Here is a 13,998-nt window from a genome sequence, read left to right as displayed (position 1 = left end):
GTTTCCAGGCCGTCGGTTCTCGCCCTCAACCAGCGTGAACACGATGAATCATACCCAGACTTCCAAGGTAGACCCGATCACCCTGTCGGTCGTGCGCGGCATGCTCGAGACGACCCAGCGTGAAATGACGCTCGCGCTCGAAAAGACGGCCCGCTCGTCGGTCTTCAACCTGGCACACGACTATTCGACGGCGCTGTTCAACGCCCGGCCGGAAATGATCCTGCAAGGCCAGGACATCCCGATCCATCTCGGCTCGCTCATTCCCGCCATGAAGGCGGTCGCCGCCTTCTTCGGCGACGACATCCACGAGGGCGATCTGTTCCTGCACAACGACCCGGCCTTCGGCGGCAGCCACGCCATCGACACCTGCATGTACAAGCCGGTCTTCTACAAGGGCGAACTCGTCTACTGGACCGTCTGCAAGGGCCATCTCACCGATATCGGCGGCCCCGTTCCGGCCGGCTACAACCCCAACGCCACGGAAATCTACGCCGAGTGCCTGCGCATTCCGCCGGTCAAAATCTGGGACCGCGGCACGCCGCGCCACGACGTGCTCAACATGATCCTCACCAACATGCGCGCCCGCCGCGACCAGGAGGGCGATTTCCGGGCACTGATCGGCGCCTGCCAAGTGGGTGAGCGCAACCTCATCGCCATGCTCGACAAATACGGCAAGGAACAGGTGGACGCCTGCGTCGACACGTTGCTCGACATGGCCGACCGGCACATGCGCGCGCTGATATCCACCGTGCCCGACGGCACCTACGAGGGGTCCGCGATCCTGGAAGATGCCGGCCACGGTTTCGGCGATTTCGAGATCAAGGCGACCGTGACGGTCACGGGCGATAGCTGCCACATCGCCATCGCGAGCCCGCCGCAGATCCCCTATTTCATCAATTCCTACGAGGGCAATTCCCATTCCGGCGTCTATCTCGGCCTGATGATGTTCGCCGCCCTGCCGCCGCCCTACAACGAGGGCCTCTATCGCTGCGTCAGCCTCGATTTCGGGTCGAAGGGCACGCTCTGCAACGCGCAGGAACCCGCTCCGCACATGAATTGCACGACGACGCCGATGGAGACGCTGACCGACGCCGTGCGCCTCGCCTTCGAAAAGGCGATGCCCTCAAAGGTCTCCGCCTCCTGGGGCCATGCGAACGGCCTCAACATTGCCGGCCGCGATTCCCGCACCAACGAGGAATTCGTGACCATGGTGCTCGCCACCATCATCTCCGGCGGCGGTGCGACACCCAAGCAGGACGGCTGGCACGCCGTCGGCCCGGAATGCTGCTTCGGCGCGCTCACCTCCGGCGACGTCGAACTGCTCGAATATTCCTACCCCATCGTCATCCACCGCTACTCCCTGATGACCGATTCCGGCGGCGCAGGAAAATTCCGCGGCGGCTCCGGCACCGCCTGGGAGGTCGAGCCGCTCAACGGCGACATGCTGTGCATCGGTTTCGGCGAAGGCCGGCGCATTCCCGCCATGGGCGCGGCGGGCGCAAAATCGGCGATGGTCGACACCAAGGTCGGCCGCGTGGAGCTGCGCCGCGACGGCAAGGTCGAGGTCGAGCGCAAGAACATCATCGAGACCATCAAGCCGGGCCAGACCATCACCAACCTCAATCCGGGCGGCGGCGGCTACGGCAATCCGTTCGAGCGGCCGGTGGAGAAAGTCGTCTGGGACGTGCGCAACGGTCTCGTCTCCATCGAAGGTGCGCGCGCCGACTACGGCGTCGCCATCGCCAACCCGCAAACCCTCGCCGTCGATACCGCCGAGACCGCGCGGCTGCGCGCCAGCGTATAAAGAAAGACCCGACATGACCCTGCATTCCTATCGTCTCGGCATCGACGCCGGCGGCACCTTCACCGACTTCGTCATCGCCGACCGCGCCAGCGGAGAGGTAAAACTGTTCAAGGCGCTCTCCACGCCCACCGACCCGACCAAGGCCATCGAAAACGGCCTCGGCCTCATCGCCGCCGATCTCAGGAAGCCGATCGAGGAGATCATCGCGAGCTGCGATCTCTGCATCAACGGCACGACGGTCGGCCTCAACGCGCTGATCACCCATCGCGGCGGCAAGACGGGGCTGATCTGCACCGCCGGCCACGAGGATTCCATCGAGATCCGCAATGGCCACAAGGAAGACGGTTTCCGCTATGACCCGGATTATCCGGCCGCGACCATGCTCGTGCCGCGCTATCTCCGCCGCGGCGTACGCGAGCGCATCCTGTCCGACGGCTCGGTGCGCACGCCGCTGCATGAGGAGGACGTGCGCGAGGCCTGCCGCCTGTTCCTGAAAGAGGGCGTCGAGACCGTCGCCATCTCCTTCGTCTGGTCCGTGCTCGACCCGAGCCACGAGCGGCGTGCCGCGGAGATCGTACGCGAGATGATGCCGGACGCGATCCTGACCGTGGGCGGCGAGCTTTATCCACAGGTGCGCGAATACACCCGCACCTCCACCGCCGTCACCAATGCCTATCTCGCGCCCGTCATGCGCCGCTACGTCGCCGCCGTCGATGCCTATTTCCGCAAACTCGGGGCAAAGCAGCCGGTGCGCTATTTTCAGTCGAACGGCGGCCTTGCCATCGGCCAGGTGATGACCGACCGCTCCGTCTATGCCATCAATTCCGGCCCGGCCTCCGCGCCGCAGGCGGGGCTTTATGCCGGCGCGCCCTTCGACCAGAAGAACGTCATCACCGTCGACATGGGCGGCACCTCCTTCGACATCACGCTGACGCGCAACGGCCAGACCAACCTCAACAAGAACATCGACTTCCTGCGCTACCGCATCGGCGTGCCGATGATCCAGGTGGAGACGCTGGGCGCCGGCGGCGGCTCCATCGGCTGGATCGACCCGCTCGGCCTGTTGCAGGTCGGCCCGCAGTCGGCCGGCTCCGAGCCCGGTCCCGCCTGCTACGGCCGCGGCGGCACCGAGCCGACCACCTCGGACGCCAATCTCGTGCTCGGCTACCTCAACCCCGAGGGTCTGCTCGGCGGCAAGCTGCCGCTCGACATCGAGAAGGCGCGCGCCGCGGTGGCCCGGGTCGCCGAACCGCTCGGCATCTCCGTCGAACAGGCCGCCTACGGCATGTTCGCCATCGTCAACAACAGCATGGTCAACGGCATCCGCCGCGTCTCCGTCGAACGCGGCTACGATCCGCGCGATTTCGTGCTGGTCGGCGCGGGCGGCGCGACGGCAGCGCATATCACGGCGCTCGCAAGCGAGATGGGCATCGACACGATCATCCTGCCGAAACTCGCCTCCGGCCTTTGCGCTTTCGGCCAGATCATCTCCGACGTCAAATACAACTACATGGCCCCGGCCCCGGTGCGCCTCGACAATGCCGCCGCCTACCAGCGCATCGACAGCCTGTTCCACGAGATCGAGGAGAAGGGCGTTTCGCATCTGAAGGCCGACGGTTTTGCCGACGACGCGATCGCCATCAAGCGCTCGATCGACATGCGCTATGTTGGCCAGGTGCATGAATGCACGGTCGATATCGGCACCTTCCCGATCGACGGGACGACGATCGAGAAGGTCAAGGACGCCTTCCACGCCCGTCACGAGGAACTCTACACCTATGCCGAACGCCACAGTGCGGTCGAGGTGGTGAATCTCGAATCCACCGTCTACGGCCTCATCGAAAAGGTCCGTCCGCCGAAACTCGCCGAAGGCGGCGAGGCGAAAGCGGCCCTGAAAGGCTACCGCGAGGCGATCTTCGACCAATCCGGCAAGGCGACGTCCACGCCGATCTATGACGGCGCGAAGTTCGGCGCGGGCGCCCGCATCGAGGGACCGGCGATCATTGAGGAGGTGACGACGACCATCGTGATCGAGCCCGGCTGGACGAGCGTGCTGCATGAAAGTGGCAGCTACCTGCTGACCCGCACCTAATCGGCCCTGGGCGGTTGCGCCAGCGGAGCCGCCCGAAACGTCCCGTTGCAAAGCGCCTTCTGGTTTATGGCGGCCATGCATCAAAAAAACAGAAGGCGCTTTGCATACACGCCAATGAAACCGCAAATGCGTTTTGCGAGATACGCCTAAACGTCTGTATAATCGGCGGTTTTTACGGCCATGGCAGCAAATGAACAGTTCTGATTTTCAGATGCAAAGCATGCAAAAATAGAATTTTTCAAAAGGAGGCAATCGGCCTAGCGTTGGCTGGTCAAAGAGGACATGCGTGGGGAGGAGCAATGCACGCGCCAATGTCGATGACGCTTCTCCGAGGTCCCTGATCCCCTTCGCATCGGCAATCCGAAGCCGGCGGATCAGACCCAAGCACCTCGCCACCAGACAGATACGCACCCAATCGCCCGCCCGGCCGACACTGTCGCCGGTCGAACCGCATCACCTGCAACAATCGAGGGGAACAAGATGGCAGGCAACGTATCGGCCACCGAAGCCGACAATTCGGATTTTTCCAACGTGGCGGTCCCGCCGCACGCGCGCATGCCGAAAGGCGCCTTGACCATGGCCTGGTGGGCCGTGTGCAGCGCCGTGTTCTATATCGTCGTCGGCGCGGCAATGGCGCTCAATTTCGGCACGCGCAACGCCATCATCGGCATCGTGCTGTCGGTCATCGCCTATGGCGGCGTCAATGCGGTGCTGAGCCGCTTCGCCATCCGCACCGGGCTTTCCGTCGCGCTGTTCTCGCGCGTCCTCTTCGGCAATGTCGGGGCGGGGCTCGCAACGCTGATCTTCTGCGCCACGGCGATCTACTACGCCGTCTTCGAGGGCTCGGTCATCGCCGTCGGCATCAACACCGTCATGCCGTCGATCTCCTATCCCGTCGCGGCGCTCATCGTCGTGCTCTACAGCGTGCCCCTAATCTTCGGCAGCATCCAGACCTGGCTCGACAAGTTCAACGGCGTGCTCCTGCCCTTCTACATCCTCGGCCTCGTGGTCGCCGTCGCGCTCGCCATCGGCGAATACGGCTACAGCGACAAATGGCTGAACCTCGGCCCGGAAACCGGCGAACCGGCCGGCGGCTGGTGGTCGTGCTTCGTCTACTACATGGGCGTCTGGGTGCTGATGATGTTCACCTTCGACTATGCCCGCTTCGGACGCCAGGAGGATGCCGGCTATCACGCCTGGTTCAACTTCGGCACGCCCTTCTACGCCGTCGCCTTCCTGGTGAGCGGCCTCTTCGGCATGTTCATGATCGGCACCGTGCCGGATCTCGGCGCGCTCTCGGAGGTCAGCGTGCTGCTGGCGCTCCTGAAGCTCATGGGCATCTGGGGCCTCGCCTTCGTCTGGGTCACGCAGACACGCATCAACACGGCGAACTACTACCTCGCCGCCGTCAACCTCGAAGCGCTGGTGCAGCTCTTCGGCCGCCTGCCCTTCGGCCGCGTCGGCTGGGCGATCGCGGTCGGCGTCATCGTCTATCTCCTGATGCTCGCCGACGTCTTCTCCTACCTGCTCCAGGCCCTCGCCTACCAGGGCATCTTCGTCGTCGCCTGGGTCGCCGTCGCCATGGCGCACATCCTGATCGACCGCTACAGCACGCTGGTGGGTTCAGCCATCGAATACCGCTCCAGCCATGTGCCGGCCTTCAATCCGCTCGGTATCAGCGCCTGGTTCGTCGCCGCCGCGGTCGGCATCGCGCTCCATGTCTGGGGCGGCGCCTATGCGGAACTCTCGGCACCCGCGACCGCGGTCCTTGCCTTCTCCATCTATGCCGTGGGGCTGATGCAGGCGCGCCGTTCCTGGTTCCTCGTGGCGGGCTGAGCCCGCTGGCCGTGCCCCCAGCTCGGGGCACGGTCTACCCGCTCAGGCGATCACGACTTCCGTCCCGGCGGCCGCCAGCGCCTCGGCGATCGAGGCCGGCGGCTCCTGTTCCGTCACCAGCCGGTCCAGCGCAGACCAGGGCGCGACCTCGAAAATGCCGTGCTTGCCGAATTTCGAAGCATCCGCCAGCACGGTGACCGCCTCCGCGCGCTCGATCATGGTCTGCGCCACCTCCGTTACCTGCGCGTCGAAGTCCATGACCGAATGCTGATCCACCGCCCCGACGGTGAGAAAGGCGTGGCGCGCGCGGAACTTCCGCACCTGCTCGACAGCGAACTGCCCGAGCGTCTCCCCCGCGTCCGCGCCATAGGCTCCGCCGAGCAGGAAGACCTTGTGATCGGCATTGGCCGAAACCGTCGCGGCGATCTTCCAGGAATTGGTGATGACGACCAGCGCCGGCAGGTCGACGAGCGCCTCCGCCAGGATCAGCGTCGTAGTGCCCGTGTCGATGAACACCGAATCCCCCGGCGCAAGCAGCCGGGCGGCGGCATAGGCGATCCGTCGTTTTGCGGTGAGGTTTTCCGCCATGCGCAGCGCGAAGGGTCCCTCCACGGCCGGCTCGACCGATGGCGTGGAGCGAACCCGCGCGCCGCCATGGAATTTCTTCAGGCGCCCCATCGCATCGAGGTTCGAGAGATCGCGCCGGATGGTTTCCCGGGAGGCGGAGAGCGTCTGGGCCAGCTCATCGACACCGATTTCCCCAGCCTTGTGCACCAGCCGCACAATTTTTTCGTGGCGATCCGCAGGCCTCACAATGGTCCTTTCCGGCAACGGTTTTCGAATGCAAAGCCACTCGTTTGCTATGCTTTCCCGTTGTAGCGCGATGATCGGTCAAGTCAATGACCGGAAAGAGACCGATCGGTCAAAACCTGAGGTTTTCACTCTTGCACAGCGCGCGCTGAGAATCAGGGCTTTCTGTCACACAACGCCCGAACCGGCTCGCAATCCCGCTTTACATTCGGTCAAACGTTAAATACCGTTCAGTCAATCATTGACCGAACGGGAGAAATGTCAGTGCCCCTTCCCCCCGCCATCAGCGGATCATTCGACATCGCGATCATCGGCGCAGGCGTCGTGGGCTGTGCGGTCGCCCGGCGGTTTGCGCTGGCCGGTGCGAAGGTCGTGCTTATCGAGAAGGGAACGGACATTCTCTCCGGAGCGTCCAAGGCGAACAGCGCGATCCTGCATACGGGCTTCGACGCCCCGCCCGGCAGCCTCGAGCTCGATCTGGTCCGCGCGGGCCGGCGGGAGTATCTCGCGATCCGCGACACGCTGAACCTGCCCCTCGTCACCACAACGGCCTTCGTCTGCGCCTGGAACAGCCTCGAGGCCGACAAGCTGGCCGCCATCGACGCCCAGGCGCACGAAAACGGCATCACGGATGTCGTGCTCCGCTCAGGCGCCGAAGCGCGCGCCGCAATGCCGACGCTGTCGGAACGCCTTGCCGGCGCCCTCGAAGTGCCGGGCGAACATGTCATCGATCCCTGGTCGGCGCCGCTCGCCTATCTCACGCAGGCCGTTTCGCTCGGCGCGATCTTCCTGCGCGGCGCGGAACTTCTCAAAGGCGCGTTCGACGGGAGCTGGTGGCTGGAAACGTCGGCCGGCATCATCGAGGCGGGCAGCGTGGTCAATACGGCCGGCCTCTACGGCGATATCGTCGATAGCCGCCTCGGCTTCGAAGCGGCCTTCCGCATCAAGCCGCGCAAGGGCCAGTTCGTCGTGCTCGACAAGGCCGCCGCGCGCCATGTCCCCCGCATCATCCTGCCGGTCCCGACGGAAATCACCAAGGGCATCGTCGTCTGTCCCACCGCCTTCGGCAACGTGCTCGTCGGCCCGACGGCGGAGGAGCAGGAGGACCGGGTGCGCGCCACGGTCGAGACGGAAACGCTCGACGCCCTCTTGCGCCGCGCGGCGGAAATCGTGCCCGCCCTTGCCGGTATTCCGGTGACGGCGGTCTATGCCGGGCTACGCCCCGCCAGCGAGGAAAAGGGCTATCGGGTTTTCGTGCGGCCCGACAAGCGCGCCATCACGCTCGGCGGCATCCGCTCGACAGGCCTCAGCTCTGCTCTTGGCCTCGCGCAGCACGCCCTGAAGCTGTATTCGGATTTTGCCGGTGATTTTGCACACCCTTCCGAGGTTCCGCCGGTCTCAGTCCCCAATCTGGCCGAATGCCGGGAGCGCGACTGGCAACGCCCCGACCATGGCGAGATCGTCTGTCACTGCGAGCTGGTCACGCGCCGCGAGATCGAGGCGACCTTCGACAGCCCCGTCCCGCCCGGCGATTTCGGCGGCCTGCGCCGGCGCACGCGCGCCGGCATGGGGCGCTGCCAGGGCTTCTACTGCAATGCACGCCTTGCCGAGATGACCCGCGGAAAGCTTGCGACACCACTGGCCAGCGAAACGGGGGAGAGCCGATGAGCCCGTTCGACGCGGATGTCATCGTCATCGGCGGCGGCCCCTCGGGCGTCGCGGCAGCCATCGAGATGCGCAAGCGCGGCGCCGGGCGGGTCACCCTGCTCGACCGTGAGCCGGCACTCGGTGGCGCAACCCGCCACTGCAGCCATTCCCCCTTTGGCATGCTGGAATTCGGCCGCGTCTATTTCGGAGCGGCCTATGGGCGCAAACTCGAACGGGAAGCCGCCAAGGCCGGCGTCGATATCCGCACGGGCCATTCCGTCGTGCGGCTGGAAGAAGGTGGGGCCGTCACGGTCACCTCGGGCCGCGGCGTCGAGACCCTCCGTGCAAGCCGCATCCTGGTGACGACCGGCGCGCGCGAAAAGCCACGCTCTGCGCGCCTGCTCTCCGGCGACCGGCCGATCGGCGTCGTCACCACGGGCACGCTCCAGGCCTACATCGCCTTCCACGGCCTCGTGCCGTTCCGCCGCCCGCTCATCGTCGGATCCGAACTCGTCTCTTTGTCGGCCGTGCTGACCTGCCTCACCCACGGGGCAAGGCCCGTCGCGATGATAGAGCCGCGCTCCCATGCCCTTGCCCGGGCACCCCTGCACTGGTTTCCCACACTGGTCGGCGTGCCGTTCCACCGCGGTACCGACGTCGTCGACATCATCGGGCGCGATCGCGTCGAGGCCGTCACCATCCGCCGGAACGGTGAGTTCGAAACCCTCGCCTGTGACGGCGTGCTGCTGACGGGACAGTTCACGCCGGAATCGGCGCTGTTCCTGCAGTCTTCTATCGGGGTCGATACCGGCAGCGACGGCCCGGCGGTCGATCAATATGGACGCGCGCGCGATCCGCTGCATTTCGCTGCCGGCAACGTGCTGCGCGCGGTCGAGACCGGCGGCTGGGCCTATCGCGAAGGCCGCGCGATCGGGCGCTCGTTGGCTGCGGATATCGGCCGCGACCCGGAGGCAGTACAACCGGTTGCCGTCACCTTCGACGATCCGGTCAAGCTCGTCGTGCCGAACATCCTGCGCCGTGCGGCCTCTCTGCCTGCGGCATTCCGGGACTTCCAGCTGCGCTTCCTGCGCCGCGCGAAGGGCCGCCTGTCGCTTGAACTGGAGGGGCGCGAAGTGTGGCACGCCAGCGGCACCTGGATGCCCGAGCGGCGCGTCCTCGTGCCCATTCCGGCGGCGGCGCCGCAGGCGCAGCACGTCCATTTTCGTTTCAGGGAGGAATCATAATGCGGGTAGCCGCCATAGATCAGGGCACGACGTCCACCCGCTGCCTCGTCGTCGAGGATGGCGGGGCCTGGACGGTCGCCGGCACGCGCCGCCATGCGCAGCACCATCCGGCACCCGGCTGGGTGGAGCACGATCCGGAGGAACTGCTGCGCAACATCGAGGCCGTGCTGGAGGGCGCCGGGCCGGTGGATGCGATCGGCATTTCCAACCAGGGCGAAAGCTGCCTTGCCTGGGACGCAGAGACCGGAAAGGCCCTCTCTCCTGTCATCGTCTGGCAGGATGCGCGGACGGCGGACGACCTTGCCGCCCTGCCGCCTGCCGCCTGCCGCGGAGGAACGCTCCAAGAGCGTCTGCGGCCTGCCGCTCGATCCCTATTTCTCCGCCAGCAAACTCGCCTGGCTGGTCAAGAACATCCCGGCGGTCTCCACCGCGCTTCAGGCCGGCCGCCTGCGGCTCGGCACGACGGACGCCTTCTTCCTCGACCGGCTGTGCGGCACGTTCCGTACGGATCTGGCAACCGCCTCGCGCACGGGCCTCATTGATCTTGCCACCGGCAGCTGGAGCGAGGAGATGTGCGACCTGCACGGCGTCCCTCGGCACTGCCTTCCCGATATCGCCGCCGTCAACGAAACCTTCGGGACCATCGGCGGAACGCCCGTCAAGGTCTCGATCGTCGACCAGCAGGCCGCCCTTTACGGCCACGATTGCCGCAAGCCCGGTGATTGCAAGATCACCTTCGGCACCGGCGCCTTCCTTTTGTCCGTCACCGGAGACAGGCGTCCGCCCGCTTCAGACCTTCTGCCGACCATCGCCTGGCATCGTAAGGGCGAAGCGCCGACCTTCGCCGTCGAGGGCGGCGTCTACGATGCCGGCTCGGCGCTCGAATGGGCGCGCAATATCGGCCTCTTCTCGGCAATGGAGGAGCTCGGCAGCTTCGAGGGGCCGTCGGCCCTCAGCCGCGGCATCGTTTTCGTGCCGGCGCTTTCCGGCCTTGCCGCACCCTACTGGGACCGCCAGGCTGCGCCACTCTTCATCGGCATGGACCATGCAACGGACCGACGGGACATGGTTCGCGCGGTGCTGGAGGGCATCGCGATGCTGACGGTGGGCCTCATCGAGGCCGCCGCGCAGGTCGTCCCGCTCGGTGAAAGCATCTCCATCGACGGCGGCCTGTCGCAGAGCAGCTATTTCGCCCAGTTCCTCGCCTCGGCGAGCAGGCGGTCGATCACCGTGCCGCCGATGCACGAGCTGACGGCGCTCGGCCTTGCCGAACTCTGCGGCGTCGACGTCAGCGGCGCCCGCAAGGCGGCGCAGACCTTCACGCCGGATGCTTCCGTCAGCACGGCCGAGCATGCGCGCTTCGCGCGCGCCATCGAGAGGGCTCGAGCCTGGCGTCAGTGACGCCCTCGACCACAGACAGACCATTTCCGGAGCTTAGAACATGCGAAAGATCTTTCTCGCATGCCCCTACGGGCATGCCGACAAAACGGTCGTGGAACAGCGTTTCACGCTGTCGAACGCCGTGGCCGCCCGCATCGTGCGGGGCGGCGGCGCCGTCTTCAGCCAGGTGTCGATGTCCCATCCGATCAACGGCCACCTTGCCGATCTCGACAAGGCGGGCATCGGCAAGCTCTGGGGGCCGGTCGATGCCGTTTTCATGGAGGCGATGGACGAGCTGATCGTCATCGATGCCGACGGCTGGAAAGAAAGCGTCGGCGTCGCGCGCGAGATCGATTTCTTCAAGCAACGCAACCGCCGCGTCAGCCTCTGGAGCGAGGCCGAGGGCGACTTTCCCGCATGACTTGACCGCATACCAAACCTGAAACAGGAGGGGAACCATGAGCAAGAACACCACGGGACGGCCCGCGCCGTCCCATCACGCAAGCCAGCACGACACGCTGAAGCGTGACGTCACCGCCTTTCAATCCTTCGCCGTCGCCTTCGGCTTCGTCTCGATCGCGACCGGCATCTTCACCGCCTACGGCGCCATGCTCTCGACATCGGGACCGATGGGCATCTGGACCTGGCCGGTGGTTGTCGTCGGCCAGCTGATGGTCGCTCTCATCCTCGGCTCGCTCGCCGCACGCATTCCGGTGACCGGCTACGTCTACCAGTGGACGTCGCGCATCTCCAATCCGGTCTTCGGCTGGATCATGGGCTGGATCAGCTTCACCTTCCTTGCCATCGTGCTCTGCGCGGTGGACTACACCATCGCCTCCACCGTGCTGCCGGTCCTCTTCGGCTACGAGGGCACGACCATGAACGCCTGGTGGATCACCAGCCTCGTCATCGTCGCCCAGGCCGTGATGATCGCCTTCTCCACGAAGTTCACCCAGCGCTTCAACGCGGTCGCCGTCACCATCCAGCTCGTCGGCATGATCGGGCTCGTCGTGCTGCTCTTTGCGGTCGGCGCCATCAACAACGAACTCGACTTCGCCAATTTGACGAGCACGGGCACGATCGGCGCGGAAGGCTATTATGCCTTCGGCGAACTGACCAAGGCGGGCCCGTGGATCATGGGCACGCTGCTCGGCGCCTTCACCATCGTCGGTTTCGAATCGGCGGCAAACCTTGCCGAGGAAACCCGCGAACCGGCGCGTGTCGTGCCGAAGGCGATGTGGCAGGCGGTTCTCAGCCTCGGCATCATCGGCATGCTGTTCCTCATCGCCGTCACCGCCCTTCTCGGCGATCCGACAGCACTCGGTGCCTCTGCAACGCCGATCGCGGATGTCATCACACGCGTACTCGGCCCTATCGTCGGCAATTTCCTGCTGGTTCTGGTGGTCATCTCCATCTTCTCCTGCGGCCTCGTCATCCTTCTCAGCGGCACACGCCTCGTCTGGGCCATGTCACGCGACGAGCGCTTCCCGGGATGGCAGCTCTGGCACAAGATCAGCCCGACCCTGCACACGCCGGTCAACGCGACCATCTTCGTCGCCGTCATCGGGCAGGTCATCCTCGCGCTGTTCTCGCAGCAGACCGATGCACTGTTCTCGCTGTTCTCCGCCGCAACGCTGCTGCCGGCGATCATCTATGCGGTGACCGTGCTGATGTATGCGGCCAAGCGCCACCAGCTGCCGCCGAGCCAGGGCTTCACGCTCGGCGCCTGGGAGGTTCCGGTGCTCGTCCTCGCCATCGCCTGGCTTGCCTTCGAACTGGCGATCTTCCGCGACGCCTCCTTCGCAAAGCCGTGGTCCTATGTCGCGATCATGTTCGCCATCGGCGCCGTCTACCTCGGCTACCTGCTCGTCTCGCGCGGCGGTGCCAACGGCCTGAAGATGCCCGACCTCATCGCCATCGACAGCATCCTCGATGCCGATCGCGGCGCGGAATACAAGTCTGCCCCGGCAGAATAGCCGCGCTCTCTGCCGACCGGCCGGGGAAACCCTGGCCGGTCTTCTCCTATATCCGGCGGCCGCTAGGCTCGGGAGTTGTCCGTCACCGTATAGACGCGCAGGCGATGGCCATCGGGATCGACGGCGACAAAGCTGCGGCCGAAGTCGAGATCGGTCGGCGGCATCAGGATGTCGGCGCCTCTCTCCCGCCACGCGGCATGACGGCGATCGACCTCTTCCACGGTCTCGACCTTGAAACCGATCTCGCTTCCGCCACCGGCCGCTGCCGGAGCCGGCGCCACGCCCTCCCTGCCCCACAGGCCGAGACCGAGGCCGGACGGCAGCACGAAAATCGCGAAGGTCGCGCTCGCCTCCACCGGCTCCTGGCCGAGAAGACGTGCATAATAGCGGGCACTTACCGCTGCATCCGCCACATAGAGAAGAACGCTGTTGATGTTGCTCATCGGAGCCTCCTGTCGTTGAAAGACAGGAAACGGCTACCATCCCCTGCTGCCAGTTTATGGCAGCAGCATGCGCTGCTGCGGAATGTTTTCCGCCTCGCGCCATGCCCGCAACAGGGCCTGACGGCGCCTGGGATAGCGGTCGTCTAACACCTCAACCGCATCGATCCGGTCGGTGCGGAAATGCCGGAAGGCCTCGCGCAGCTCGCACCATCCGATCACCACCCGCGCATGGTCGAAAAAGGAGAGCGCGAAGGGCCAGATCACGCGAGCCGACGCAGTGCCCTCCGCCGAGCGATAGGTGATGGAAAGCCTGCGCTCCGTGCGGATCGCCTGCCGCAGGACGGCAAGGTCCACCGAACTTGCCGGAAGCGCATTCCCCGGACCGACGAGCAGCGGCGATGCCTCCAGCGTCTCGCGCAGTTCAGGCGGCAGCACTGCCGATATCCGGGCCAGCGCGTTGCGGGCGGCATCCTGCAGCGGGTCGTCGCCGCGGTTCGCCACCCAGCGGGCGCCAAGGACAAGAGCCTCGATCTCCTCCGGCGAGAACATCAGCGGCGGCAGGAGAAAGCCGGGCTTCAGAACATAACCCAGTCCCGCCTCCCCCTCGATGCCGGCGCCCTGCGCCTGGAGGCTGGCAATGTCGCGGTAGAGCGTGCGCAGGCTGACGCCCGTCTCCTCCGCCAGAACCCGCCCGCTCACCGGCCGGCGATGACGGCGGAGGGCTTGCAGGAGAGCGAAGAGGCGTTCGGAGCGGGACATGTCGGCA

At 65.7% G+C, this 13,998-nt stretch carries 10 protein-coding genes and 1 pseudogene; 8 read left to right on the top strand and 3 right to left on the bottom strand.

All coding sequences use genetic code 11. The annotated features are described in order from the left end of the window. The first annotated feature begins 43 nt into the window (after positions 1 to 43). The 3 genes from capB to K0P03_RS26715 all read left to right on the top strand — a co-directional run bounded on the left by capB (position 44) and on the right by K0P03_RS26715 (position 5,732). Complete coding sequence (capB, locus tag K0P03_RS26725) at positions 44 to 1,804, top strand: caprolactamase subunit beta (RefSeq protein WP_272791141.1); 1,761 nt, start codon at positions 44 to 46, stop codon at positions 1,802 to 1,804. 13 nt (positions 1,805 to 1,817) lie between these two features. Then, complete coding sequence (gene capA, locus K0P03_RS26720; RefSeq protein ID WP_272791140.1) at positions 1,818 to 3,896, top strand: caprolactamase subunit alpha; 2,079 nt, start codon at positions 1,818 to 1,820, stop codon at positions 3,894 to 3,896. Between the two features lie 480 nt (positions 3,897 to 4,376). Continuing rightward, positions 4,377 to 5,732 (top strand): purine-cytosine permease family protein, encoded by a 1,356-nt coding sequence (locus tag K0P03_RS26715; RefSeq protein WP_272791139.1) that lies wholly within the window; start codon positions 4,377 to 4,379, stop codon positions 5,730 to 5,732. 42 nt (positions 5,733 to 5,774) lie between these two features. Here K0P03_RS26715 and K0P03_RS26710 read toward each other — a convergent pair whose 3' ends face one another. Next, complete coding sequence (locus tag K0P03_RS26710) at positions 5,775 to 6,545, bottom strand: DeoR/GlpR family DNA-binding transcription regulator (protein WP_023512121.1); 771 nt, start codon at positions 6,543 to 6,545, stop codon at positions 5,775 to 5,777. 237 nt (positions 6,546 to 6,782) lie between these two features. On the opposite strand from K0P03_RS26710, the gene K0P03_RS26705 reads away from it, so the two are divergent. The 5 genes and pseudogenes from K0P03_RS26705 (at position 6,783) to K0P03_RS26680 (ending at position 12,789) form a co-directional block, all read left to right on the top strand. Next, on the top strand, positions 6,783 to 8,210 hold the full coding sequence (locus K0P03_RS26705) for an NAD(P)/FAD-dependent oxidoreductase (protein WP_336314306.1): 1,428 nt from the start codon (positions 6,783 to 6,785) through the stop codon (positions 8,208 to 8,210). Next, positions 8,207 to 9,433 (top strand): NAD(P)/FAD-dependent oxidoreductase, encoded by a 1,227-nt coding sequence (locus K0P03_RS26700; RefSeq protein ID WP_272791138.1) that lies wholly within the window; start codon positions 8,207 to 8,209, stop codon positions 9,431 to 9,433. The genes K0P03_RS26705 and K0P03_RS26700 overlap by 4 nt, the downstream gene beginning before the upstream one ends. After that, a pseudogene (locus tag K0P03_RS26690) lies at positions 9,433 to 10,834 on the top strand (FGGY family carbohydrate kinase). Before K0P03_RS26700 ends, K0P03_RS26690 begins: the two are co-directional and overlap by 1 nt. Before the next feature lie 40 nt (positions 10,835 to 10,874). After that, entirely contained in the window at positions 10,875 to 11,234 is a 360-nt protein-coding gene (locus K0P03_RS26685) for a DUF1937 family protein (protein WP_272791136.1), read from the top strand. A gap of 37 nt (positions 11,235 to 11,271) precedes the next feature. Beyond that, positions 11,272 to 12,789, top strand: coding sequence for an amino acid permease (locus tag K0P03_RS26680; protein ID WP_023513343.1), 1,518 nt, complete (start codon positions 11,272 to 11,274; stop codon positions 12,787 to 12,789). Between the two features lie 62 nt (positions 12,790 to 12,851). On the opposite strand, the gene K0P03_RS26675 is transcribed toward K0P03_RS26680, so the two are convergent. Further along, positions 12,852 to 13,232, bottom strand: a complete 381-nt coding sequence (locus tag K0P03_RS26675) for a VOC family protein (RefSeq protein ID WP_023513342.1) — start codon at positions 13,230 to 13,232, stop codon at positions 12,852 to 12,854. A 54-nt stretch (positions 13,233 to 13,286) separates the two neighbouring features. Further along, complete coding sequence (locus tag K0P03_RS26670) at positions 13,287 to 13,991, bottom strand: helix-turn-helix transcriptional regulator (protein ID WP_023513341.1); 705 nt, start codon at positions 13,989 to 13,991, stop codon at positions 13,287 to 13,289. Between the last annotated feature and the right edge of the window lie 7 nt (positions 13,992 to 13,998).

The organism is Shinella sp. HY16, from assembly GCF_028534175.1.
In the GTDB taxonomy this organism is placed as follows: Bacteria; Pseudomonadota; Alphaproteobacteria; order Rhizobiales; family Rhizobiaceae; genus Shinella.
This window is presented reverse-complemented; position numbering and strand designations above follow the sequence as displayed.